A 23,656-nucleotide genomic window follows, 5' to 3' on the forward strand; every position below is an offset into this window, starting at 1 on the left:
TCTGGTGTAATCGGTAACAGAGGTAATCTGATACAAAATGATTAGTGCCTAATCTCAGCTTAAGCTGATTGAAAAAGGCGGTATTAGCTGTTTTAGCTTATCGGCCAGACTCAGACAGATGTTTTCTCTGCAATAAGACAGAATCCTTATTCTAAAATCAATAGTTCATGAATATGAAAAAATCGTTACCACTATATACTATAGATATTATTTAATTTGAATTTTTATTTTATATATTTATTTTGGAGAATAAATATACATGGATGTAGAAAATATAATACAATCATTCAATTGCCGGAAAATAACACACATAAAATACGGGAAATCAAATTTAACTCAATTAGATATCTGTTATTTTAAAAATAAAGTAAATAAAGAGCTATTAACAGATCTACTTATAAGCAACACACATTAAAACCAAAAAAAACAGATTATACAAAAGAATAGTAATAAATTCTTTTAAAACAAATAGCTGCAAATACAAAACTCCGTAAATAAAATAGACTTATATGTTGCTGATTTATATTTAATTTGTTAATGTATAATATACAATGTATACTATACATTACTAAAAATACCAAAAATAGGAGGATATATGATTTATAGAGCTAAGTGTTTAGATTGCAAATATGAATGGACTAGTAGAGAAGGGTTTGGAACTCCTGATTATTGTCCAAAATGCAAAAAAAGAAGAATCACAGTTAGCCCTATTGACTGTTAGGTTTCTTTATAAAATAGAGAAAGAAAATACTATCATCTTCTTTCTCTTTTTTCATCCATAAGAGGTTTTACAAAGCCTCTTATTTCATCAAGAAGCGGTTTAAGGTGTGAATATGTTTCATCATATTTTTGTCTGGATCTGTCGGCATTCTCTTCTAATCTGTTAAGTTCACATTTATCTAAAGAATTAGAAGCAGGATCTTCCTGTATTTCTTTTATTCTTCTCAATAGACATCTTTCTTCATTTTTTAAAGATAAAGCCTGATCATTCAGTTTTTTAGCTTCAAGAATCATTTTTTTTGTTCGGAATCTAAATCATTTATTTCTAAAGCTTTATTTAAATATATTTTATTTATGTGTAAATGACCTGTGTTAATTATCTCGGAAGCAATTGATAATGATGCTTTTCCTACAAAACTGGCTGCTTTTAATAAAAAATCACCAAATCCCATTGTTTTCCTCACTTATAATATTACTATTTTTGGATTAAATAAGTTCAATTATCTACCAAAAATAAAAATTTACAAGCGGAATACTAATTCATTTTTTCCGTGAAAACTAATGAATTATTTTAGTATGGGTATATTGGTGGTAATATTACTGATTATGCAAATAGGTCATTTCAAGCATTCTAAAAATCATCTTGAAAAGAGCTTTATATTTGTATAAATGATAATCATTATCTGGGTAGCATATAAATAGCTTATGATTAATTTTTGTTGTAAATAAAGTTCATTAAGACAATTGACTTAATATTTTAAAAAAGTATGCATTTATTTTTGTAAAAATTATATATAATAATGTTTTATTCGGTTAAGAGTAATAATGAATCTGACTTTTTATTATTTGTGATAAAGATTGCTTTTATTCTTGTATGGTCAAATTGGCACCAGATTTGATCTGAAAATGTTAATCAACTTCGGGGACGTAGCTATGCGTGCTTATTTAACCAGCGCAACAAGTTTGGTATTTTTAATGTAGAAATATTTTACAGAGTAGTTTTTTATCCAGAATATTTTAAGCCTGAATTTTTAAAAATATTCATAATTTTCTGTAATGATTACAAAAAGATTATTTCAGAAAATTAACTAATATTGTTTTTGATTACGGAATGATACCGTAGTAAATAAGAAGTAACTTTTTATTAATCAGGCCAGAAACTGTGCAGTGGTTGTGCAGCATTATTATATCGGACAGGATTATCTGTCTGCTAGCAGAGTAACCAATACTGAAACATACGTCAGTGCGGTCAGTATAACTGCATACGGCACAATAACGATGGGGAAAGATTATGAGCTTTAAAGCAGATCCGGATAAACTAAATCTTCCGGGAAATTCATCTTTACAGACACCGGGTTTTGTTGGCGGACAGAGTGCAATACCAGATGCAGGAGAGCTTGTTCAGGCTGGTGCGGAGCAGCTTGCCGGGCAATTGGCGGATAAAGCCAATGCAGCACTCAGTCAGGTACAAGATATCGTCAGTACGGCAAAAGATACTATTGATGCAATAGGAAATGTGGCAGATCCGTCTGCACTTATGAAAGCTGCTCAGGCTGCGGCCGGCGATGCAGCCACTCCATTGAAGAACATGTTCGATAATATGCCAACTGATGCTCAGGATATTAAAGATGCGATTGCCGGTGCAATCAGTGGTGCGGGAACACGGACTGTTACCGTCAGTGGCGCCGCTGTACCGAAGGGCATGCTCACTTTTGCCAGTATGTCCGGGCAGGAAACACTCAGTGAACTGTTTAGCTATACCATTCAGCTTAAAACGCCTGATAAAATGAATATTGGTTATTTTGCACCCAGTTCGAACCTTCCGCTAAAACCAATGGTCGGAAAAGATCTGTCTGTTGAAATTGAACTCGACGGCGGAGGTAAGCGTTATATCAGTGGTTTGGTAACTGCAGCAAGGGTTGTGGGGCATCAGGGCAGGGGAGTAGTGTATGAACTGCGTCTGGAACCCTGGCTGGAATTGGCCACCCGCACCAGTGATTACAAAATATTTCAGGATAAAAGTGTTGTCGATATTCTTGATGAAGTATTAGGAGAATATCCGTTTGAAATGGAAAAACGTCTCACGGAAACATATCCTAAACGCAATTTTCAGGTTCAGTATGGAGAAACGGATTACGACTTCCTGCAACGGTTAATGCAGGAATTCGGTATCTATTATTTCTTTGAACATAGTGCCGGAAGTCATAAACTTGTACTGGTTGATGCCATAGGTTCGCACAAACCTTGTCCGGATTCTCCAACAGTAAGCTTCCATCAGCAGGGATTAAAGCTTGATAAAGAATTCATTGATACTATTTCGGCCCGAGAATCACTGCGTACCGGTAAGTGGGTATTGGATGACTTTGATTTTCAGAAACCCAAAGCCAAACTGACCAGTGTGGTTGCCAGACCGCGCGAAACCGGACATCCGGATTATGAACATTATGAATGGCCGGGTGATTACTTTGACAAAAGTGAAGGTGAATTCCTTACCAGAGTACGGATGGAGGCTCAGAAATCTCTGGGCAGCCGTGTCTATGGCGGCGGTACTATACGAACTCTGATTACCGGCTGTACTTTTAATCTTGAAAACTGTCCGACAGTTGAAGCCAACCGTGAATATCTGATTGTAGATTCCTCCTTTATGATTCAGGATATCGGAGAGCATAGTAGTCAGGGCCAGCATTTTCAATACAGCACCAGTTTTGAACTGCTGCCTACCAGCGAAGTTTTTCGTCCGCAGCGTACCATTGAAAAGCCGCATACCCATGGTCCGCAAAGTGCCATTATTACCGGTCCTGCAGGCGAAGAAATCTGGACAGATAAATATGGTCGGGTAAAAGTACAATTTCTCTGGGATCGTTATGGTAAGTGGGATGAAAACAGTTCCTGCTGGATTCGCGTCAGCCAGCCATGGGCAGGGAAAGGTTTTGGTGGTATTCAGATTCCGCGTATCGGACAGGAAGTAATTGTAGATTTTAAAAACGGAGATCCCGATTTACCCATTATCACTGGCCGGGTATATAACGCCGACACCATGCCGCCATGGGGATTACCGGGTAGTAAAACACAAAGCGGTATGTTCAGTCACTCTATCGGTGGCGGACCGGCAAATGCAAATGCATTGCGCTTTGAAGATAAGCCTGGTCAGGAAGAACTCTGGCTGCACGCTGAAAAAGATCAGCGCATAGAAGTGAATAATGATGAAAGCCATTGGATAGGAAATGATCGTTCCAAAACTATCGATCATAATGAAACGATTAAAGTAGCCAATGATCGTGATACTAAAATTGGTAATAACTGTACAAGAGCCGTGAAAGCTAATGATGCTGTACTTGTCGGCGGAAATAAATCTACAAGTGTCGGTAATAATTATGTAATAGAAGCCGGTGAGTTAATACGATTATGCTGTGGGCAAACTATACTCGAACTTCATGCAAACGGACAATTTAATGTTACCTGTGTTACTTTCAATATTACTGCCAGCGACAACGGACAAATCAATACTAAGGGAGGAGTGCTGGATTTAAATATGAAAGAAGGTGCAGCGGCGGCAAAGGGGCCTGGTAGTAAAAAAGCAATTGATGATGCAGTTGCCAAATCTTTTCCGTCTAAATAATTAAAAGGACAGTTATATGCTATATAAAACAAACGACACCAAAATAGAAATTCCTAGTAATGATTTAAAAGATATAACTTTAAATATTCTTAAATTTAAAGATCTTGATACATCACTGGTTATGAGCAGAAGCGAACTGGGTGAGGATGAAACCCTTGAGTCCAGTCTTGATGATCAGTTAAAGCGTCTGGAAAGCTCAGTAAAAGGATTAAAATTCCAGCAGAAAACCAAAACTGTTTTCGGAAAAAATCAGGATATTGAAGCCTTTGAATTACGCAACCAGTTTATCAAAGGGAACGAAAGAGTTTATCAGTATCAGCTGGTATGCCTTATTCCGGGCACTCGTACCATGTTTGCCATGAGTTATGTAAAAAATACCAGCCTCGGTGAAGAAGAGGCCGCACAATGGCAGATAATAAAACAAAACTTTGAATTTAATACCTGATAGTTTAAATAAATTATCTGAAAAAACTGAATTTAATAAAGCAAAGTTTTTACATTAGCCAATAAAAAACATACTCTGAAATTCGAGCCTGATTGGTAAGGGAATTATTAAATGGGAGAAGCATACTGGGCAGCCCGTGAGGGGGATGTTCTTTTACATACTTCATTACTGGCTGATATTGTAAGTGCGGCCGTTGAAATAGCCTGTTATGCAGCCATAGGCGCTGCATGTGTTTTCGTCACAGCAGGAGCAATAGCTTTAGCAGGAGGTGCCACTATCGCAGCGGCAGCGGCAGCTGGTGCAGCTGCGGTAACAGGTGGTGCCGGTGTAGCTGTATGCCTTGCAGGAGAAATTGTCTCTGCTGCTGCTTCATATAAGTTAGGAAATCCTATTTCGAAATTTGCAGACTGGGTCGCCAGCTTCTTGCCACCATCCGAAGATGGCAGGATTAAAACCGGTTCTCACAATACTCGTACCAATAGCAAACACTCAGCCCGTGCTGCCGGCATAGTAAAAAAAGCAGAAACCACACAGGCACCGCAACAGCCTGAAGGTTTTATTAATATAGCCGGCAACATACTGCAAAGCGCAGAGCAGGCAGCCAGTGAATTTATCAGACCTACCGTTGCTTCTCCGGATCCAAGTACAACCGCGCCCAGAAATAAAGATCAAATCATCTGTGAAAAACATCCCAAATCTGTACCTGGGCCTGTTGCCAACAGTGATGATGAAGATGATGAAGTAGAACTCGGTACCGGCACGGCCGAATATCTGGCCGAAGGTTCTAAAAAAGTCTATATCAACAGCCAGCCGGCAGTACGCAGCAATGACCGCAGTACCTGCGAAGCCAAAGTCACCGATGACTGCGAAGGCAGCGTTAAAGTTTCCAATAATGTACGTATCGGTGGTGAATCTGTTGTTGTCCGTGAAATCAAAAGCGGCAAACACCCCATTGCGCAGATAGTCGCTATTGCGACACTAGTGTTAGCCCCTGGAAAATTTTTATCAAAACTAGGCCCATTTTCAAAGTGTGTTATTCAATCAGGTATTATTGGTTATATTGTTTCAAAAGCGTTGGGACCTTCTACAGATAATCCGGTTCATCTGCCAACCGGTGCCAAACTGCTTGATGGCTCCGAAGAGCTCGACTTCTCCCTGCCGGCTCACCTGCCCTTCGAATGGCAGCGTTTCTATAGCAGCGTCGACACCCGCACCCACAACATGTTCGGTGCCGGCTGGAGTGTTGACTATGAAATCGAAATGGAAATCGATCCACAGCCCGATGGTTCCTGTGCCGCCGTCTATATCAACGAAGAAGGGCGGCGTATCGAAATCGAACCCATCCAGCCAGGTAAAGGCATACGCGGTCTTAACGAGAATTTATCCGTCCGCCGCGGCGAACAGGACCGCTGGGTAATTGAAGATGACAACGGCTTCTACCGCCTGTTCGAACCTGATCCCAACAACCCCAAACGTCTGCTGCTGAGCATGGTGCAGGACCGTAACGACAACCAGTTACTTATCTACCGCGATTCCCATAGCCGCATCGTCGAAATTGCCGATAACGACAACGCCGCCCGCATCAGCCTGCACTATCAGGATCAGCGCCATCCGCAGCGCGTAACCGAAATCCGCCAAGAGCTGAGCGACGGTAGCCGCTTACTGAACCGTTACCAGTATACCGAACAAGGTGACCTGCAACAGGTCTTCGATGCCGAGAACCGCCAGACCCGCGAATTTGCCTACAACAGCGACCGGCGCATGACCTACCACCGCCTGCCCACTGGCTTGCAGTGTTATTATCAGTGGAGCCACTTCAGCACAGCAGATGCAGAGACCGCATGGCGAGTAACCCGGCACTGGAGCGAAGCCGACGGTCAGCGACTGGAAGACTATCGTTTCCATTATGATTTAGATAAACGCCTGACCACAGTAGAAGACAGCCTCGGCCGCATCAGCAAATATTACTGCAACGAATACTATCAAGTTACCCGCTACACCGATGCCCTCGGACAAAGCTGTGAATTAGAGTGGGATGATTACCAGAGGCTGGCCTGCATAACCGATCAGCAGGGCGGACAATGGCACTACAGCTACGATGCACAGGGTCGGTTAACCGAAGAAACCGACCCACTGGGCAGAACTACCCAGACCCAGTGGTTGCCGCATTGGGCGCTACCGACCATCAGCGTCGACCCCGATGGCAGCAGCTGGCGCTATTACTACGACGAGCGTGGTAACCTGCTCACCGTCACCGACCCGTTACAGCAGCATACCCGCTACCAGTACGACCGGCACGGCCAGATTGTCTGCATCACCGATGCACGTGGCGGCAACAAACATCTGCGCTGGAACGAAAACGGCCAGCTTACCCAGCATGTAGACTGTTCCGGCTCCATCACCCATTTCTATTACAATACCGCTGGTAACCTCACCAGCATTACCAATGCCATTGGTAACAGCAGCAAATACCAGTACAACGCAGCCGACCAGCTCATTGGCGCCACCCTACCGGACGGACGGCAAGAACACTACAACGTCAATGCCGCCGGCCAGCTACAAAGCTATACCGATCCGGCCGGCCACACCACCCGCTACCGCCGCGACCAGCGCGGACTGGTGCATACCCGCATCGATGCTGCCGGCCGTCAGCTCGGTTTCAGCTACGACGCCTACGGACGCCTTACCGCCCTGACCAACGAAAACGGCGAACAGTACCGGTTTCAGTATGATGCCGGCGACCGCTTAATTGAACAGACCGATCTGGACGGACGCAGACAGCAGCTGAGCTACGACCCGCTCGACAACGTCAGCAGCGTGCGCTTTGCTGCTGGCAGCCCGCATCAAATCGAACACCGCTTCAAACGCGATGCCATTGGGCGCTTAATTGGCAAATACACCCCCGACGGCACCACCGCCTATCAGTATGATGAAGCCGACAATCTACTCAAAGTCGGCTTTAAAGCCGCCGGTTTAGCGCCGGAAGCCGAACCGGAACTGATCAGCTTCAGCTACGACATAATGGGCAACCTGCTGAGCGAAACCACTGCACAGGGTGTTCTGCAGCATCAGTATGACAAACTGGGCAACCGCATCGCCACCACCCTGCCGGACGGACGTACCATCAACAAACTGTATTATGGTTCCGGCCATCTGCACCAGATTAACCTGGACGGTCAGATTATCAGCGACATCGAGCGTGACCACCTGCACCGGGAAACCCTGCGCAGCCAGGGCAGAATGAATACCAGTTTTAAATACGACCGAACCGGCCGCCTGACCGGCAAACAGACCAGCCGTCCGGGAGCGGGCATCCTGCCGGATATCATACTGGACCGCAGCTACAGCTACGACAATCTGGACCGGCTGGCAAGCAAAAAACACAACCGGCAGGGACAGAGCGATTACCGCTACGACGTGACCGGACGCATCGAAAGCTGCCGCAGCGAAGCGTACTGGGAAACCCTGCAATACGATGCCGCTGCCAACCTGCTGGACAGCAAATACAGAGAAGACTACAGCAATCACAACCTGATTCGCTGTAACCAGCTACTGCATTTCAGAGGACGCCACTACCGCTACGACGAGCACGGCAGAACTGCCAGCAAACAGACCATCGGCACAACCCAGCACTACCACTACGATGCTGAACACCGCCTGAGCGAAGTACGCATCGAACAAACAGGCCGCAGTCAGCGTTACGGCTACGTCTACGACGCCCTTGGCCGGCGTATCGAAAAACATCAGATAGACCGCGAAGGCCAACCCTACAACCGTACCCGCTTCCTGTGGAACGGCTTAAGAATGATTCAGGAAACCGGCCCGAATCACCCCACCAGCCTGTATATCTATACCGATCAGAACAGCTATGAACCACTGGCACGTATAGACACAGACGGCAACCAAGAACAACATATCCGCTACTTCCACACCGACCTGAACGGCTGTCCGGAAGAGTTGACCGACGAAAACGGTAAGATACTGTGGGAATGCAGCTTTCAGCTGTGGGGAAAGCGGATTCATGAAATCGAACACGAACCCATAGAGCAAAACCTCAGATATCAGGGACAATATTTAGACAGGGAAACCGGCTTACATTACAATACGTTCAGGTATTATGATCCGGATATAGGTAGATTTACCCAACCAGACCCGATAGGCTTAGCTGGCGGGTTTAACCTGTATCAGTATGCGCCTAATGGGTTAACTTGGATTGATCCGTGGGGGTTAGATACCAGCCCAACTCTTCCTTCTACTATAATAGTTAAAGACAGTGGTGTTATCATTGAGCACTATTATCATGGTAGTGATCACCTTCCAGCGCATGCTCACGTGAAAGGTGAAGGTAGAATGATAAGGATTGGAGCTAATGGGAAACCTTTAAAAGGCGAACCTGAGTTAAGTAAACAACAGCGCAGAGTTGTTGATCGAAATATATCAAAAATTAGAAGGGATTTAAATAAAATTAATCGTTGGTTTAAACATAAAAATCATCGTAGCAAGGTATGTGGGAGAAAATAATGCAATCATTTATATGGATTTTTCATGGAAATGAAGCTCAGTTTTGCTCAGGTGTTTATGAGGAGTTAAAACAGGCAGAAGACTTTATAAAAAAATATTCTTTAAGTGGGATTTTAACAAAGATGCCTCTAAATAAAAGTGTATATGAATGGACTATTGAAAAAGGTTTTTTTGAACCTAAAAGGGATTATCAACATAGCGGTAAGTTTATTCAAAATTTTACTAGTGCTTATTTGGAGCATTATCATTATCAAAATGGGGAGAAGATGGAATAAAAATGCTAATTTTATAATTGAATTTATTATAAAGACGAAAACCAATATTAAGTATGGCTTTTAAATAATATTAAAGGCCGTAACACTGGATTGGAGGTTCACCATGTAGGACAAAAAGCAATTATGCAAAATCTTGTAAAAGGATATGATCCCAAAACGGCTCCTGCTATTTTAGTTCCCGAAGCTGGGCATAGATTCCTTAAAGATGAAGTTGGAATTGTTTCACGTAGTAAAATCAACTCTAGAACAGGAAAACCGTTTAGTAGTGCTAGAGAGTTATTAGCTAGAGATATACGTGAGCTAAGAAAGGTTTACCCACAAATACCCAATAGTGCTCTTCAGAAATTAATCGCCAAAAATAAAGAAATGTACCCAGAAATGAATAAAGTAAAACCTAATAGAAAAAGAGGTTGTTAAATGAATGAAATAGGAAAAGATGAATTAGTAGTTACCTCCCTGTTATCTATACTTTTGGATGATACACTTGAATATTATAAAATTCATTTAAGTGATCCGAGTAAATCCACAAACGACAATGATCCTTATGCAAGAGCAAGAAGTATTATCACAAAGCTATCAGATAAAGACCAAGAAAAGATTTTTAATTTTCTGCGTATAGTAATAGTAGATACAATGTCAACGATTTTTGGAACCATAGATGGTTCATGTTTTCCCCTAAATATTAGTGGTGATTTCGTTCTTGAGTATGATGGAGATGAAATACAAGGTTCATTGCAAGATGAGTTAATTGCAAAAGCAGAAGAGATTGGTGTCTATGATTAATGAATTAATCATTAAAAGTAAAAAATTTCTTTTACGACACCCCCGACCTGTTGGTAAGCAAAAAGCATAGCAAACACGGACAGACCGATTACCGCTATGATCACACCGGCAGAATCGAAGGCTGCCGAAACCAGAGATACTGGGAAACCCTGCAATATGATGCTGCTGCCAACCTGTTGGACAGCAAATACAGAGAAGACTACAGCAACCACAATCTGATTCGCTGTAACCAGCTGCTGCATTTCAGAGGACACCACTACCGCTACGACGAGCACGGCAGAACTGCCAGCAAACAGACCATCGGCGCAACCCAGCACTACCACTACGATGCTGAACACCGCCTGAGCGAAGTACGCATTGAGCAAACAGGCCGCAGCCAGCGTTACGGCTACGTCTACGATGCCCTTGGCCGGCGTATCGAAAAACATCAGATAGACCGCGAAGGCCAACCCTACAACCGTATCCGCTTCCTGTGGGACGGGCTGCAGATGATTCAGGAAAGCAGCGCGGACAAACGGCAGAGCCTGTATCTGTATACTGGTGAAGGCAGCTATGAACCACTGGCGCGGATAGACAGAAACGGTAATCAGGAACAACACATCTACTACTTCCATACCGACCTGAACGGCATGCCGGAGGAGCTGACGGATGAAGCCGGTGAAATCGTCTGGGAATGCTCATATCAGTTATGGGGCAAACCGATACAGGAGATTGCTCATACAGAGATACAACAGAACCTGAGGTATCAAGGACAGTATTTAGATAGAGAAACCGGACTGCACTACAATACTTTCAGGTATTACGATCCTGATACAGGTCGCTTTACCCAGCCGGACCCGATTGGGTTGCTGGGTGGTATTAATCTGTATCAGTATGCGCCGAATGCGCTGATGTGGATTGATCCATTGGGGTTAACTGCGGATGACATAATAAGATATAAGCCTCGTGATTCGTTAAGTGCTCAATCTGGAAACCGGCGTACCGCAATAACTAGGGCTTGGGCACAAGAAAAAGCATTATTGCAAAATGGCGGAAAAGGAACTCGAGCTTGGACAGCTGAAGAAAGAGCGCTAATTTTGAATACACCAAATAGTAAACTTGCCTCAGTTATGTCTAAGGCAGGTTATACTGGACATCATATAAATTCTGTTGAGGGAAATGGCTCTCTAGGAGCAAAATGGAAGGGGGATCCAAGAAATATTGTTTTCTTACAAAATGGTGATCATCCAAGTGGTATTAATGAACATATTCATGGGCCACGCGGACATAGGGGAACTACAAGAAATCCGACCAATGGACGTTTGATAGATCGAGGCGCTACTTTAAGACAACGATGCTGAAGGTGAAAATGTATGTTTATTGATGATGCTTTACGTAAATTTGTAGAAATATTTCAAAATAGTAATTCAAGTTCTGGGGTAATGCAGTATTCTAATATGAAATTGAAAGCTGATAAAATTGACCTTCCATTAACTGGTGAGATTCTATATTATTATGACCATATAATACTTGAAGATAAGCCAATTTTGGGGAACGATTTATTTCTTCGGTTTATTGAAAGAAATAAATTAAAAAATATCCTTGATGGCTGGGATAATGATCCAGAATGGAAAGATAGTTATATTATATTTGCTGACCGTGATGGTGATGTGTTGTTGTGTGATTCATCTGACATTAAATCTCCTGTTTATGGTAGTGTACAGATGAAGATGTATAAATTAACTGACTCATTAAGTGATTTTTTGAATATTTATTCAAAACTTATTGAGGTGGAAGAGATTGAATTTGGCGGTGATGTAGCCGATGATGATTTTAATCACAAACCTGAATATTTATTAAGAATTGAAGAAGAATTAAACAAAAATCTTTCTTCTAAATTGTTTGTAGATAATTTTATGTATTTTTTCTTTGGATAATCGACTATATAAAAACGTATAGTTTCTCCAATATCCATTATAGCTTTTTGATTTACTGCAGAGGTGGGCACCCAGCCCACCTTATTTTCTGCATTTGAAATTTATATACAGCGTATTTAATCTTTTAAATTTTATCTTGTTGTTACTTGTAATTGCGATTAATAATTACGATATTCACATATCTATATATCCCGCAATAGATATGATTTTTAATGAATAGTAAAAATACTTGATCAAATTGAATGGAATTAATTTATAAATATTATGTTTGAGAAATTAAAAAAATTTTGATTTCCTGTAAAAATACTGACAGTAAAAAACGATGAATTCGATGGATTATTTTTTAGAACAATTAGTTTATTCTAAATGGGTGTAAATAGGATTTATAATTTTAATTTATATATTTAAGAAATAATTTATCTGATTTGGATTATGAAATCATACCCCAAAAGGCTTATAAATTCTGTTAAAGGAAATGGCTCTCTAGGAGCAAAATGGATGGGAGATCCGAGAAATATTGTTTTCTTACAAAATGATCGTCATCCTAGCGGTTTTAATGAACATGTTCATGGACCAAAGGGGCATAAAGGAACTACACGAAATCCAACCAATGGGCGTTTGATAGATCGAGGCTCTACTTTAAGACAACGTAATAAATGCTGAAGGTGAAAATATATGTCTATTGATAATAGTCTGCGTAAATTTGCAGAAACATTTCAAAACAGTAATGAAACTATAGGGATAATGCAGTATTCTAATATGAAATTAAAAGCTGATAAAATTGACCTTCCAATAACTGGTGAGATTCTATACTTTTATGACCATATGATACTTGAAGATGGGCCAATATTAGGAAACGATTTATATATTCGATTTATCGAAAGAAATCAATTGAAAAATATCCTTGATGGCTGGGATAATGATCCAGAATGGAAAGATAGTTATATCATATTTGCTGACCGTAATGGTGATGTGTTGTTGTGTGATTCATCTGACATTAAATCTCCTGTTTATGGTAGTGTACAGATGGATATGTATAAAATGACAGACTCGTTAAGTGATTTTTTAGATATTTATTCAAACCTTATTAAAGTGGAAGAGGTTGAGTTTGGCGGTGATGTAGCTGATGATGATTTTAATTACAAACCTGAATATTTATTAAGAATTGAAGAAGAATTAAACAAAAATCTTTCTTCTAAATTGTTTGTAGATAATTTTATGTATTTTTTCTTTGGATAATCAACTATATAAAAACGTATAGTTTCTCCAATAATCCATTATAGCTTTTGATTTACTGCATAGGTGGGCACCCAGCCCACCTTATTTTATGGAAATAAAATAAGAGTATATTTTGTACTTGTTGACAAACATTGAAATTATCACATATTTCTAGTACAACGCTGCCAACCAGCTTATTGACGCCACCCTGCCGGCCGGGTGTACCATCAGCAAACTGTATTATGGTTCCGGCCATCTGCACCAGATTAACCTGGACGGTCAGATTATCAGCGACATCTAGCGTGACCTGCTGCACCGGTAAACTCTGCGCAGCCAGGGCAGAATGCACACCAGTTTTCAAACGACCGAACCAGCCGGCTGGCAGGCAAAAAACACAATCGTCAGGGACAGAGCGATTACCGCTACGACGAACACGGACGTACCCGCAGTAAACAGACCGCCAGCGGTACCCAGTATTAACCATTACGATGCCGAACACCGCCTGACCGAAGTGCGTATCGAACAGCTAAACCATACTGAACGCTACGGCTACGTCTACGATGCCCTCGGCCGGCGGATTGAAAAACACCGGCTAGACCGTGACGGCAAACCATGCAACCGCACCACCTTCCTGTGGGACGGGCTGCAGATGATTCAGGAAAGCAGCGCAGACAAACGGCAGAGCCTGTATCTGTATACTGACGAAGGCAGCTATGAACCGCTGGCGCGGATAGACCGGACCGGTAATCAGGAACAACAAATCTACTACTTCCATACCGACCTGAACGGCATGCCGGAGGAGCTGACGGATGAAGCCGGTGAAATTGTGTGGGAATGCTCATACCAGCTGTGGGGCAAACCGGTACAGGAGATTGCTCATAGATAGATACAACAGAATCTGAGGTATCAAGGACAGTATTTAGACAGAGAAACAGGACTGCACTACAATACTTTCAGGTACTATGATCCGGATATAGGTAGATTTACTCAGCCAGACCCGATTGGGTTGCTGGGTGGCTTGAATCTGTATCAGTATGCGCCTAATGGGTTTACTTGGATTGATCCACTTGGTTTGAGCTGTAGTTTTGATAGTAAGTCGAATCGTTGGCGTAATAATGAAACAGGACGTTTTAACAAACGTCCGACTGATCTGTCAGAATTAGTTCATAATGGTCAGATTAAATATAATGACGTTACTAAATGGGCTAACCAAGGTGGTATTTCTAATCAGTGGATGTCTTCATCACAATTCCCATCAGGAGGTTTTAAATATCAAACAAACTCCAATGGAATTACATATTCAGTACATGGACATGGTACAAACCCTAATGCTGTAGCTAGATATCCGAGTTCAAATGCTGCAAAAGGCCCCACAGCTTCAATTACGACACGTCCTACTGGTGGGGCTCATTCGGCACAAACCAATACATTATCTAATGGAACAAAAGTGAATAGTAGAGGAAGAGATGATGTGCAAATGAACCAGTCACATATTCCATTAATAAATTCTCCATTTTAATTTTTAGGTAAATAGCAATGATTCGAAAAATATTAAATGACATAAAAAATGGCCCAACCATTTTAACACTATCTCAAATAATAGGTATAATAAAGTCTCTTCAATTACTTAAAGTTGAGGAAATATTAAAAAATGACAAAGATTTTTTGGAAATATTAGATTTATTAGTTGAGTCTTATTCTGATTCTGCAATATTTGAAGTTAATAATAATAATAAATTTTTTTTAGAAAAATTTAGTGATTGGCTACTTAAATTAGGAAAAAAATATCCAATTGGTAGAAATAAAGATGATTTAAGCTCATATTCAGATATTTTTTTAAAAGAAATGTAAAATAAAAGCAGAAGTGATACTAAAAATCTTCTTGATATTTTTAAATTTCTTTTTTTACATATTTTCTAGACCGAAGAGGGACAGAAGAATACAACTACAACCTGATTCGCTGTAACCAGCTGCTGCATTTCAGAGGACACCACTACCGCTACGACGAGCACGGCAGAACTCAGACCAAACAGACCATCGGCACAACCCAGCACTACCACTACGATGCTGAACACCGCCTGAGCGAAGTACGCATCGAACAAACAGGCCGCAGTCAGCGTTACGGCTACGTCTACGACGCCCTTGGCCGGCGTATCGAAAAACATCAGATAGACCGCGAAGGCCAACCCTACAACCGTACCCGCTTCCTGTGGGACGGGTTAAGAATGATTCAGGAAACCGGTCCGAATCATCCCACCAGCCTGTATATCTATACCGACCAGAACAGCTACGAACCACTGGCGCGGATAGATAAACGAGGTAATGACCCAGAAAGGGTAATGTACTTCCACACCGATCTGAACGGCATGCCGGAGGAGCTGACGGATGAAGCCGGTGAAATCGTCTGGGAATGTTCATATCAGTTATGGGGCAAACCGGTACAGGAGATTGCCCATACAGAGATACAACAGAACCTGCGTTATCAGGGACAGTATTTAGACAGAGAAACCGGACTGCACTACAATACTTTCAGGTACTATGACCCGGATACAGGTCGCTTTACCCAGCCTGATCCGATTGGATTGCTGGGTGGCTATAATCTGTATCAGTATGCGCCAAATGCGTTTATGTGGATTGATCCGCTGGGATTAAGCGGGGAAAATATATTTATCCATTATACGGATAAGGCTGGTTTAGAGAACATAATGAATACTGGAGTTATTGAACCAAACTCAAAAGGTAAGGTTTATGTTACGGATATATTAATGACACCTCGGGACGCAATGAGAGATATTTTCATTAATGATCCAATTCATACGGGACGTGGCGACTATGCAATTATATTTAAGGTTGATAATTTGCAAATGGGTAATATTATACAGAGCTCTGAGTTGGAGTATATTCATTCAGGCCGGTTGAAACTAGGTGAGGTATTTCATGCAGGTAAAAATCCTTATGATATTTTCTCTCATTTATCTTATGAGCAACGACTGAAGATGACTCAGGAACAAATTAAATCTAGAGGAAATGGATGTGGCTGATAACCAAGAAAAATCATTGACTTTAAGTCAAGGTGAAGTAAACGCCTTAAAAAAAGCGATTATGTATTTAAAATTTTCCTGTGAGGAAACAGAGTCTGTAATGTATGCAGGTAGTCCTCTCATAAACTCTGTTTTTTCTAAATTATTAGTAATTGATGATTTAGGGGAGTACACTATTGATTTTTTTAAAAAAAGGCATCCTGAGAACGAGAGATTCGTTTTAACTAAATTAGATAAATTAGAGCTAGAAAATGGTCGGAAATTTGAAAGTGAAGTGAAGGAAAATTCATTTAGGGAATGCCTTTATCCATTCTCAAGAAAATAATCTTCGTATTATGAATAATAAATAATAGTCGGTTAGAAAATTAATTCTTACCGGCATGCCTTTTAATCCATAACCGTCAAATCATCAGCGACATCGAGCGCGACCTGCTGCAATGGGAAACCCTGCGCAGCCAGGGCAGAATGAATACCAGTTTTCAATACGACCGCACCAGCCGCCTGACCGGCAAACAGACCAAACGTCCGGGAGCGGGCATCCTGCCGGATATCATACTGGACCGCAACTACAGCTACGACAATCTAGACCGGCTGGTAAGCAAAAAACACAATCGTCAGGTACAGAGCGATTACCGCTACGACGTAACCGGCCGCATCGAAAGCTGCCGCAACGAAGCGTACTGGGAAACCCTGCAATACGATGCTGCGGCCAACCTACTGGACAGAAGACGTGGCGAAGAAGAAAGCAATCAGAACCTGATCTGCTTTAATCAGCTGCTCAGCTTCCGCGGACTGAAATACAGCTACGACGAACACGGGCGTACCCGCAGCAAACAAACCGCCAGCGGTACCCAGTATTACCATTACGATGCCGAACACCGCCTGACCGAAGTGCGTATCAAACAGCTGAACCATACTGAACGCTACGGCTACGTCTACGATGCCCTCGGCCGGCGGATTGAAAAACACCGGCTGGACCGTGACGGCAAGCCATGCAACCGCACCACCTTCCTGTGGGACGGGCTGCAAATGATTCAGGAAAGCAGTGCAGACAAACGGCAGAGCCTGTATCTGTATACCGATGAAGGCAGCTATGAACCGCTGGCGCGAATAGACAGAAACGGTAATCAGGAACAACACATCTACTACTTCCATACCGACCTGAACGGCATGCCGGAGGAGCTGACAGATGAAGCCGGTGAAATCGTCTGGGAATGTTCATACCAGCTGTGGGGCAAACCGATACAGGAGATTGCCCATACAGAGATACAACAGAACCTGAGGTATCAAGGACAGTATTTAGACAGAGAAACCGGACTGCACTACAATACTTTCAGGTACTACGATCCGGATACAGGCCGCTTTACGCAGCCTGATCCGATTGGATTGCTGGGTGGGTTTAATCTGTATCAGTATGCGCCTAATGGGTTGACTTGGGTCGATCCGTGGGGATTGACTGACACCCCTCTAGAAAAGGGCTTACCACTTTCTGATGCTACTAAAATTTATAGGATTAGTACTAATGGTCATTATGGATTTGATTTCAATCCTCGAGAAATAGAAGCTATTAATAAAGGAAAATTAGCTCCACCAGGTGTTTCTGTTATTAGGGCTAATAGTGTCGATGAAGCCACTAAAATATGGAATGAAGCTTTTCCTAATAGGCCTGCGACAAGTGTGGGTGAAGCAAAAGTCGTAGATCTTAGAAAAATTGGATTTGATGTTATTCATGATCCATCTAAAGGTAAGTTGGGAGTAAACCATGCAAGATTAATTCACTCAGAAGGTATTAATGGTTTTAATACTAATAAAAGTAAACTATTTGGCATTTTCAAAGGATGTAAAGAGTAATGATGAAAGACTATATTGTTTCATTTAGAGATAAACAGAGATATGCTCTTATAGAATATAAAAAAATTGAAAAGTTTGATCATTATTATGAAGGAGTGATTATTGAATCTAATTTTCCGAAAGAAGTAATTTTTTTTATTAATGAATGTAATTCGATTATTAATGATATGGCGATATCTCTTTTGGATGAGATTGAAGAAAAATTATATTCTTATGATATTGGTTTGGAAAAAAATTGTTCTAGAATTTTTGATATTGAATTTATTGATAAAAATAAAATTTCTTTTTTTACAAAATACCCATCAAGTCAAGGTTATTTAGATAAATATCCGAATAGTTAATTAATATAAAAATCGTAATATTTATGAGTCACTGGCGCGGATAGATAAACGAGGTAATGAGCCCGAAAGGGTAATGTACTTCCACACTGACCTGAATGGTTGCCCGGAAGAGCTTACCGATACAAACGGCGAATTACTCTGGGAATGCAGCTTTCAGTTATGGGGGAAACGGATTCATGAAATCGAACATGAATCAGTAGAGCAAAACCTCAGATATCAGGGACAGTATTTAGACAGAGAAACCGGCTTACATTACAATACTTTCAGGTATTATGATCCGGATATAGGACGCTTTACCCAGCCTGATCCGATTGGGTTAGCCGGTGGCTTGAATCTGTATCAGTATGCGCCTAATGGGTTGACTTGGATTGATCCGCTAGGACTTGCAGCACTTTATGATATAGGTACATATGGCAGCTTAAATGGAACAAAACATGTAGGTGATAACCTACAAGCCCATGAACTTATTCGCCATGAATATCTGAAACAATTAGGTCTGGCTGATAAAGCACGATTGTCTTCGAATCCTTCGATTGCGCTAGATCTTGATCATCATACTAGAAGTCCTTCTAAAGATTCACGAGGAATTGGAGGAGTACATTACCATGAAGCACAAATTAGGGCAGAGAAAGGATTAGGTCGTAATCAATTCGCGTCAACAATCAAAGAAGAATTGGATATAACATCTGAAGCTCTGAGAAGAGCTGGTGTTCCTGAAGAGAAAATTGGTATACTGAGAAAAAAATCAGAGAGATTTTATAAAAAAATTAGCGAATGTTAATGTAGATATCATGCAACAAGTATATGAACTTATACCTTCATCAAATGAAAATAGTGGTATCAAATTTGGTGGAGGAGCATTTATTGATGGCCAGTGGCCCCAAAATCCATTAGGTGAAAATTTAACATTATTATTCACAATTGATAATGATAAATTATCTGACTCTATTAGTGGAATTAATCTTCCTAAAGCTAAATATATTTCCGTATTTTCAACATATAATGAAAATAGATATTTCTTGGACGATATTGTTTATTCCGGTGATGATGCAGAACTTGATCACTTAAAATCAGGATTTACAAGAGTAACGCTAACAGACATATCAAAGCTATGCGAAAATAGTAATAACCTTGTTCCTCAATATCTTGAATTAAAAAAAACACAATTAGAGAATAGTGATTATCCAACATTTTCTTTTTTGTCAAATAAAATACCCAATGGAATTGTTGCTTGTGAAAAATTAATGCATGAATATGATTTTATTGGTCAATTATATTCATCAGATATTCCAGTTCATGATGGTGGAGCATTATTTTTATCTGATGCTATTGGGTATTTATTTTTAAAAAAGAAAATTGATGATTTTAATAATGCGGGTCTTTTTTTTGCTCAAACGGCATAATTATTTTAACATAACTATCTAACTGCACCGCGAAGTATCACGCACTCAGGGATGCCTGAACACCCAGTTCAAATACGACCGCAACAGCCGGCTGCAACGCAAACAGATACAGCGCAATCAGAATCCCATCCTGCCTGATATCCTGCTCGAACGCAGCTACCAGTACGACAACCTCGACCGATTGGTAAGCAAAAAACACAGCAAACACGGCCAGACCGATTACCGCTATGATCACACCGGCAGAATCGAAGGCTGCCGTAATCAGAGATACTGGGAAACCCTGCAATACGATGCCGCTGCCAACCTGCTGGACAGCAAATACAGAGAAGACTACAGCAATCACAACCTGATTCGCTGTAACCAGCTCCTGCATTTCAGAGGACACCACTACCGCTACGACGAGCACGGCAGAACTGCCTGCAAACAGACCATCGGCACAACCCAGCACTACCACTACGATGCTGAACACCGCCTGAGCGAAGTACGCATCGAACAAACAGGCCGCAGTCAGCGTTACGGCTACGTCTACGACGCCCTTGGCCGGCGTATCGAAAAACATCAGATAGACCGCGAAGGCCAACCCTACAACTGTACCCGCTTCCTGTGGGACGGCTTAAGAATGATTCAGGAAACCGGCCCGAATCACCCCACCAGCCTGTATATCTATACCGACCAGAACAGCTATGAACCACTGGCACGTATAGACACAGACGGCAACCAAGAACAACATATCCGCTACTTCCACACCGACCTGAATGGCTGCCCGGAAGAGCTTACCGACGAAAACGGTAAAATACTGTGGGAATGCAGCTTTCAGCTCTGGGGGAAACGGATTCATGAAATCGAACACGAACCCATAGAGCAAAACCTCAGATATCAGGGACAATATTTAGACAGAGAAACCGGCTTACATTACAATACTTTCAGGTACTATGATCCGGATATAGGACGCTTTACCCAGCCAGACCCGATTGGGCTGCTGGGTGGGTTTAATCTGTATCAGTATGCGCCTAATGGGTTGACTTGGGTCGATCCGTGGGGGTTAATGAAATGTGGCCTTACAGGGAAGGAAGTTGGCAATGCAACTAACTTACCTATCATTAAGCGTGGTAGCCCTGAATGGAAGAAAGCAACTGAAATAATTCAGAGAGATGGTAAATCCAATTTTAGAGTGAAGGATAAAGCTACTGCTGAACAACTGTTAAAAGATGTTAGAGGAAAGATAGAGATTCAGCCTACTTACTCTGAAATTCCATACAAAAAAGGTTATGAACATCACCCTAATGAATCGCATACAATAAATGCACCAGAGAATAATATACCCCACATAAAATGGAAGGATTGGAGTTTGGGTAAAAAATCTGGTGGAGCTGGGCATATATTTTATGAATAAAAAATTATTAACCATTGATGAAAAAAAATATCCTATTGCATGGAGATTTAATTCTAAAGATTGCTTGCTATCTTTTGATGAAAAAAGACAGATTATTTTTCTTGATACGGAGGAATCTAGTAATTTTTGGGATGTGACATTCCCATTTAACCATTTAATGAAGATGCATTCGTCATTTTGTTCTGTTATAGAAAAAATTAATTTGGATTTTGATCATCCTAACGAATCTTCTTTATTTTTCAAAAATAAATTAACAGACATTTCATTTGCTTTTTTCTTTTGGGGGAAAAAAGCGAGTGCTATTGTACCAGTGGATATTTTTGTAAAATCATGGGATGATTTTTTTTACCCAAGTGATGAAACAAGTATTCTTTTAATTCCCAATGGAAATAAAATGATTTTCTCTTATGAAAAAACATTTTTTTACGCAAATATATCCTTTTGATAAAGATTCAGAAAATACCAGTTGCTGATGTTACCAACTTTATTTTAGCAGATTATAGTTAAGTAAAACTGCAACCTGAGTGTAATAATCAATCTACTTACGTCCACCATTATACCCACAAAAAATTAATTGTTTAGACCAGCGAACAGAATAAATGCCCGTAGCACGTCACCCAAATCAAACAAGCACAGCGTGACGGCAACACCGACCAAACTGAACGCGACAACCTGTACCGCGAAATATTACGCACTCAGGGACGCCTGAACACCCAGTTCAAATACGACCGCAACAGCCGGCTGCAACGCAAACAGATACAGCGCAATCAGAATCCCATCCTGCCTGATATCCTCATCGAACGCAGCTACCAGTACGATAACCTCGACCGATTGGTAAGCAAAAAACACAGCAAACACGGCCAGACCGATTACCGCTATGATCACACCGGCAGAATCGAAGGCTGCCGTAATCAGAGATACTGGGAAACCCTGCAATACGATGCCGCTGCCAACCTGCTGGACAGCAAATACAGAGAAGACTACAGCAATCACAACCTGATTCGCTGTAACCAGCTCCTGCATTTCAGAGGACACCACTACCGCTACGACGAGCACGGCAGAACTGCCAGCAAACAGACCATCGGCACAACCCAGCACTACCGCTACGATGCTGAACACCGCCTGAGCGAAGTACGCATCGAACAAACAGGCCGCAGTCAGCGTTACGGCTACGTCTACGACGCCCTTGGCCGGCGTATCGAAAAACATCAGATAGACCGCGAAGGCCAACCCTACAACCGTATCCGCTTCCTGTGGGACGGGCTGCAGATGATTCAGGAAAGCAGCGCAGACAAACGGCAGAGCCTGTATCTGTATACCGATGAAGGCTGCTATGAACCGCTGGCGCGAATAGACAGAAACGGTAATCAGGAACAACACATCTACTACTTCCATACCGACCTGAACGGCATGCCGGAGGAACTGACGGATGAAGCCGGTGAAATCGTCTGGGAATGCTCATACCAGCTGTGGGGCAAACCGATACAGAAGATTGCCCATAGAGAGATACAACAGAACCTGAGGTATCAGGGACAGTATTTGGACAGAGAAACCGGACTGCACTACAATACTTTCAGGTACTATGATCCGGATACAGGAAGCTTTACCCAGCCCGCTCCTATTGTGTTGCTAGGCAGCATTAATATGTATCAGTATGCTCCTGCTTGTTAAACTGAAACGACTCCTGGGTGATTTCCATATAATTCTAAAACTATTTTATTCTCAAAATTAATATCAGACAGAATCTTTATCTTGTTATTAATAAACTCATTCCAGGAAAGTTATTAATAACAAGATTTATATCAATTTATGCTAAAGAGGTTTTTTGCATAACAGACTGACTAATATCCGATTATGCAATAATTTAAAAAAATAATTTAAATTAATTAGAAAAATTTAATTTTCTGATAAATTTCCTAATACAAATATATAATATATTGTATTTAAATATAAATAATAATATATGAAAACATACACTAGTTAACATTATAATGTAATATTATATTTTCTATCTAAATTGCATAAATATGCAATTATAATTATGTTTATAAAATAATTTTAAAAATTTATTTTGCATTATTTGATTGGAAATGATATTATTCTTCCACGGTTGAGATTGGCATAAAACTA

At 41.2% G+C, this 23,656-nt stretch carries 26 protein-coding genes; 21 read left to right on the forward strand and 5 right to left on the reverse strand.

The annotated features are described in order from the left end of the window. Positions 1-753: 753 nt before the first annotated feature. Both SALWKB2_RS00595 and SALWKB2_RS12235 read right to left on the reverse strand, forming a co-directional pair. The gene (locus SALWKB2_RS00595; protein WP_025329766.1) at positions 754-1,014 is read right to left on the reverse strand and encodes a hypothetical protein; all 261 of its coding nucleotides are present in this window, start codon (positions 1,012-1,014) and stop codon (positions 754-756) included. Further along, positions 1,011-1,172, reverse strand: coding sequence for a hypothetical protein (locus SALWKB2_RS12235; protein WP_157784997.1), 162 nt, complete (start codon positions 1,170-1,172; stop codon positions 1,011-1,013). The genes SALWKB2_RS00595 and SALWKB2_RS12235 overlap by 4 nt, the downstream gene beginning before the upstream one ends. 839 nt (positions 1,173-2,011) lie before the next feature. Here SALWKB2_RS12235 and SALWKB2_RS00600 point away from each other — a divergent pair. From SALWKB2_RS00600 to SALWKB2_RS00660, 12 genes are all read left to right on the forward strand, one after another. Then, positions 2,012-4,339, forward strand: coding sequence for a type VI secretion system Vgr family protein (locus SALWKB2_RS00600; RefSeq protein ID WP_025329767.1), 2,328 nt, complete (start codon positions 2,012-2,014; stop codon positions 4,337-4,339). 16 nt (positions 4,340-4,355) lie between these two features. Beyond that, the gene (locus SALWKB2_RS00605; RefSeq protein WP_025329768.1) at positions 4,356-4,784 is read left to right on the forward strand and encodes a DUF1795 domain-containing protein; all 429 of its coding nucleotides are present in this window, start codon (positions 4,356-4,358) and stop codon (positions 4,782-4,784) included. A gap of 111 nt (positions 4,785-4,895) precedes the next feature. Next, positions 4,896-9,305, forward strand: a complete 4,410-nt coding sequence (locus SALWKB2_RS00610) for an RHS repeat-associated core domain-containing protein (RefSeq protein ID WP_025329769.1) — start codon at positions 4,896-4,898, stop codon at positions 9,303-9,305. After that, positions 9,305-9,580, forward strand: coding sequence for a DUF7710 domain-containing protein (locus SALWKB2_RS00615; protein ID WP_025329770.1), 276 nt, complete (start codon positions 9,305-9,307; stop codon positions 9,578-9,580). The genes SALWKB2_RS00610 and SALWKB2_RS00615 overlap by 1 nt, the downstream gene beginning before the upstream one ends. A 123-nt stretch (positions 9,581-9,703) precedes the next feature. Beyond that, entirely contained in the window at positions 9,704-9,997 is a 294-nt protein-coding gene (locus tag SALWKB2_RS00620; RefSeq protein ID WP_198431279.1) for a hypothetical protein, read from the forward strand. After that, positions 9,998-10,363 (forward strand): hypothetical protein, encoded by a 366-nt coding sequence (locus SALWKB2_RS00625; RefSeq protein ID WP_038648580.1) that lies wholly within the window; start codon positions 9,998-10,000, stop codon positions 10,361-10,363. Positions 10,364-10,413: 50 nt separating this feature from the next. Beyond that, positions 10,414-11,703 carry an RHS repeat-associated core domain-containing protein gene (locus tag SALWKB2_RS11800; RefSeq protein WP_144353318.1) on the forward strand — a complete coding sequence of 430 codons (1,290 nt, stop codon included), beginning with the start codon at positions 10,414-10,416 and terminating at the stop codon, positions 11,701-11,703. 12 nt (positions 11,704-11,715) lie between these two features. Further along, positions 11,716-12,279, forward strand: coding sequence for a hypothetical protein (locus SALWKB2_RS00640; RefSeq protein WP_025329775.1), 564 nt, complete (start codon positions 11,716-11,718; stop codon positions 12,277-12,279). Between the two features lie 675 nt (positions 12,280-12,954). After that, entirely contained in the window at positions 12,955-13,518 is a 564-nt protein-coding gene (locus SALWKB2_RS00645; protein WP_025329776.1) for a hypothetical protein, read from the forward strand. 322 nt (positions 13,519-13,840) lie between these two features. Further along, complete coding sequence (locus SALWKB2_RS12370) at positions 13,841-14,383, forward strand: RHS domain-containing protein (RefSeq protein ID WP_025329778.1); 543 nt, start codon at positions 13,841-13,843, stop codon at positions 14,381-14,383. A 12-nt stretch (positions 14,384-14,395) separates the two neighbouring features. Then, complete coding sequence (locus SALWKB2_RS12375) at positions 14,396-15,016, forward strand: RHS repeat-associated core domain-containing protein (RefSeq protein WP_269146752.1); 621 nt, start codon at positions 14,396-14,398, stop codon at positions 15,014-15,016. A gap of 17 nt (positions 15,017-15,033) precedes the next feature. Next, positions 15,034-15,348, forward strand: a complete 315-nt coding sequence (locus SALWKB2_RS00660; protein ID WP_025329780.1) for a hypothetical protein — start codon at positions 15,034-15,036, stop codon at positions 15,346-15,348. Positions 15,349-15,413: 65 nt separating this feature from the next. Here the strand turns inward: SALWKB2_RS00660 and SALWKB2_RS12380 are convergent, their stop codons facing one another. Further along, positions 15,414-15,683, reverse strand: a complete 270-nt coding sequence (locus tag SALWKB2_RS12380; protein ID WP_025329781.1) for a hypothetical protein — start codon at positions 15,681-15,683, stop codon at positions 15,414-15,416. 39 nt (positions 15,684-15,722) lie between these two features. Between SALWKB2_RS12380 and SALWKB2_RS11515 the strand changes: the two genes are divergently transcribed. From SALWKB2_RS11515 to SALWKB2_RS00700, 6 genes are all read left to right on the forward strand, one after another. Continuing rightward, positions 15,723-16,538, forward strand: a complete 816-nt coding sequence (locus SALWKB2_RS11515; RefSeq protein ID WP_025329782.1) for an RHS repeat domain-containing protein — start codon at positions 15,723-15,725, stop codon at positions 16,536-16,538. Next, on the forward strand, positions 16,531-16,863 hold the full coding sequence (locus tag SALWKB2_RS00675; RefSeq protein WP_038649151.1) for a hypothetical protein: 333 nt from the start codon (positions 16,531-16,533) through the stop codon (positions 16,861-16,863). The genes SALWKB2_RS11515 and SALWKB2_RS00675 overlap by 8 nt, the downstream gene beginning before the upstream one ends. Positions 16,864-17,003: 140 nt before the next feature. Next, entirely contained in the window at positions 17,004-18,389 is a 1,386-nt protein-coding gene (locus SALWKB2_RS00680; RefSeq protein ID WP_025329784.1) for an RHS repeat domain-containing protein, read from the forward strand. Further along, a complete protein-coding gene (locus SALWKB2_RS00685) occupies positions 18,389-18,730 on the forward strand; it encodes a hypothetical protein (protein WP_025315308.1) in 342 nt (113 codons plus the stop codon). The genes SALWKB2_RS00680 and SALWKB2_RS00685 overlap by 1 nt, the downstream gene beginning before the upstream one ends. A gap of 73 nt (positions 18,731-18,803) precedes the next feature. Continuing rightward, positions 18,804-19,511 (forward strand): RHS repeat domain-containing protein, encoded by a 708-nt coding sequence (locus tag SALWKB2_RS12610; protein ID WP_025329785.1) that lies wholly within the window; start codon positions 18,804-18,806, stop codon positions 19,509-19,511. Between the two features lie 10 nt (positions 19,512-19,521). Then, the gene (locus SALWKB2_RS00700; RefSeq protein WP_025329786.1) at positions 19,522-20,133 is read left to right on the forward strand and encodes a hypothetical protein; all 612 of its coding nucleotides are present in this window, start codon (positions 19,522-19,524) and stop codon (positions 20,131-20,133) included. Positions 20,134-20,170: 37 nt separating this feature from the next. On the opposite strand, the gene SALWKB2_RS00705 is transcribed toward SALWKB2_RS00700, so the two are convergent. Next, a complete protein-coding gene (locus SALWKB2_RS00705) occupies positions 20,171-20,713 on the reverse strand; it encodes a hypothetical protein (protein WP_025329787.1) in 543 nt (180 codons plus the stop codon). Between the two features lie 39 nt (positions 20,714-20,752). Between SALWKB2_RS00705 and SALWKB2_RS11520 the strand changes: the two genes are divergently transcribed. Together SALWKB2_RS11520 and SALWKB2_RS11525 are read left to right on the forward strand one after the other, a co-directional pair. Continuing rightward, positions 20,753-21,526 carry an RHS repeat domain-containing protein gene (locus SALWKB2_RS11520; protein WP_025329788.1) on the forward strand — a complete coding sequence of 258 codons (774 nt, stop codon included), beginning with the start codon at positions 20,753-20,755 and terminating at the stop codon, positions 21,524-21,526. After that, positions 21,519-21,971 (forward strand): hypothetical protein, encoded by a 453-nt coding sequence (locus tag SALWKB2_RS11525; protein WP_025329789.1) that lies wholly within the window; start codon positions 21,519-21,521, stop codon positions 21,969-21,971. Before SALWKB2_RS11520 ends, SALWKB2_RS11525 begins: the two co-directional genes overlap by 8 nt. Positions 21,972-22,213: 242 nt before the next feature. Here the strand turns inward: SALWKB2_RS11525 and SALWKB2_RS11530 are convergent, their stop codons facing one another. Next, a complete protein-coding gene (locus tag SALWKB2_RS11530) occupies positions 22,214-22,756 on the reverse strand; it encodes a hypothetical protein (RefSeq protein ID WP_148295340.1) in 543 nt (180 codons plus the stop codon). A 39-nt stretch (positions 22,757-22,795) separates the two neighbouring features. Between SALWKB2_RS11530 and SALWKB2_RS00720 the strand changes: the two genes are divergently transcribed. Further along, positions 22,796-23,197, forward strand: coding sequence for an RHS repeat domain-containing protein (locus tag SALWKB2_RS00720; RefSeq protein ID WP_051506359.1), 402 nt, complete (start codon positions 22,796-22,798; stop codon positions 23,195-23,197). Positions 23,198-23,656: the final 459 nt, after the last annotated feature.

The organism is Snodgrassella alvi wkB2, assembly GCF_000600005.1.
GTDB classification, from domain to species: domain Bacteria; phylum Pseudomonadota; class Gammaproteobacteria; order Burkholderiales; family Neisseriaceae; genus Snodgrassella; species Snodgrassella alvi.

Excerpts from the sequence above, each read along its gene's own strand:
- SALWKB2_RS00620 (WP_198431279.1), top strand. The coding sequence starts at position 9,704 with ATGCAAAATCTTGTAAAAGGATATGATCCCAAAACGGCTCCTGCTATT.
- SALWKB2_RS00595 (WP_025329766.1), bottom strand. The coding sequence starts at position 1,014 with ATGATTCTTGAAGCTAAAAAACTGAATGATCAGGCTTTATCTTTAAAA.
- SALWKB2_RS11520 (WP_025329788.1), top strand. The coding sequence starts at position 20,753 with ATGATTCAGGAAACCGGCCCGAATCACCCCACCAGCCTGTATATCTAT.
- SALWKB2_RS12370 (WP_025329778.1), top strand. The coding sequence starts at position 13,841 with ATGCACACCAGTTTTCAAACGACCGAACCAGCCGGCTGGCAGGCAAAA.
- SALWKB2_RS00720 (WP_051506359.1), top strand. The coding sequence starts at position 22,796 with ATGATTCAGGAAAGCAGCGCAGACAAACGGCAGAGCCTGTATCTGTAT.
- SALWKB2_RS11515 (WP_025329782.1), top strand. The coding sequence starts at position 15,723 with ATGATTCAGGAAACCGGTCCGAATCATCCCACCAGCCTGTATATCTAT.
- SALWKB2_RS12610 (WP_025329785.1), top strand. The coding sequence starts at position 18,804 with ATGTACTTCCACACTGACCTGAATGGTTGCCCGGAAGAGCTTACCGAT.
- SALWKB2_RS00610 (WP_025329769.1), top strand. The coding sequence starts at position 4,896 with ATGGGAGAAGCATACTGGGCAGCCCGTGAGGGGGATGTTCTTTTACAT.
- SALWKB2_RS00645 (WP_025329776.1), top strand. The coding sequence starts at position 12,955 with ATGTCTATTGATAATAGTCTGCGTAAATTTGCAGAAACATTTCAAAAC.
- SALWKB2_RS00700 (WP_025329786.1), top strand. The coding sequence starts at position 19,522 with ATGCAACAAGTATATGAACTTATACCTTCATCAAATGAAAATAGTGGT.
- SALWKB2_RS00640 (WP_025329775.1), top strand. The coding sequence starts at position 11,716 with ATGTTTATTGATGATGCTTTACGTAAATTTGTAGAAATATTTCAAAAT.
- SALWKB2_RS00625 (WP_038648580.1), top strand. The coding sequence starts at position 9,998 with ATGAATGAAATAGGAAAAGATGAATTAGTAGTTACCTCCCTGTTATCT.
- SALWKB2_RS12235 (WP_157784997.1), bottom strand. The coding sequence starts at position 1,172 with ATGGGATTTGGTGATTTTTTATTAAAAGCAGCCAGTTTTGTAGGAAAA.
- SALWKB2_RS00660 (WP_025329780.1), top strand. The coding sequence starts at position 15,034 with ATGATTCGAAAAATATTAAATGACATAAAAAATGGCCCAACCATTTTA.
- SALWKB2_RS00600 (WP_025329767.1), top strand. The coding sequence starts at position 2,012 with ATGAGCTTTAAAGCAGATCCGGATAAACTAAATCTTCCGGGAAATTCA.
- SALWKB2_RS00680 (WP_025329784.1), top strand. The coding sequence starts at position 17,004 with ATGAATACCAGTTTTCAATACGACCGCACCAGCCGCCTGACCGGCAAA.
- SALWKB2_RS11525 (WP_025329789.1), top strand. The coding sequence starts at position 21,519 with ATGAATAAAAAATTATTAACCATTGATGAAAAAAAATATCCTATTGCA.
- SALWKB2_RS00605 (WP_025329768.1), top strand. The coding sequence starts at position 4,356 with ATGCTATATAAAACAAACGACACCAAAATAGAAATTCCTAGTAATGAT.
- SALWKB2_RS00615 (WP_025329770.1), top strand. The coding sequence starts at position 9,305 with ATGCAATCATTTATATGGATTTTTCATGGAAATGAAGCTCAGTTTTGC.
- SALWKB2_RS00685 (WP_025315308.1), top strand. The coding sequence starts at position 18,389 with ATGATGAAAGACTATATTGTTTCATTTAGAGATAAACAGAGATATGCT.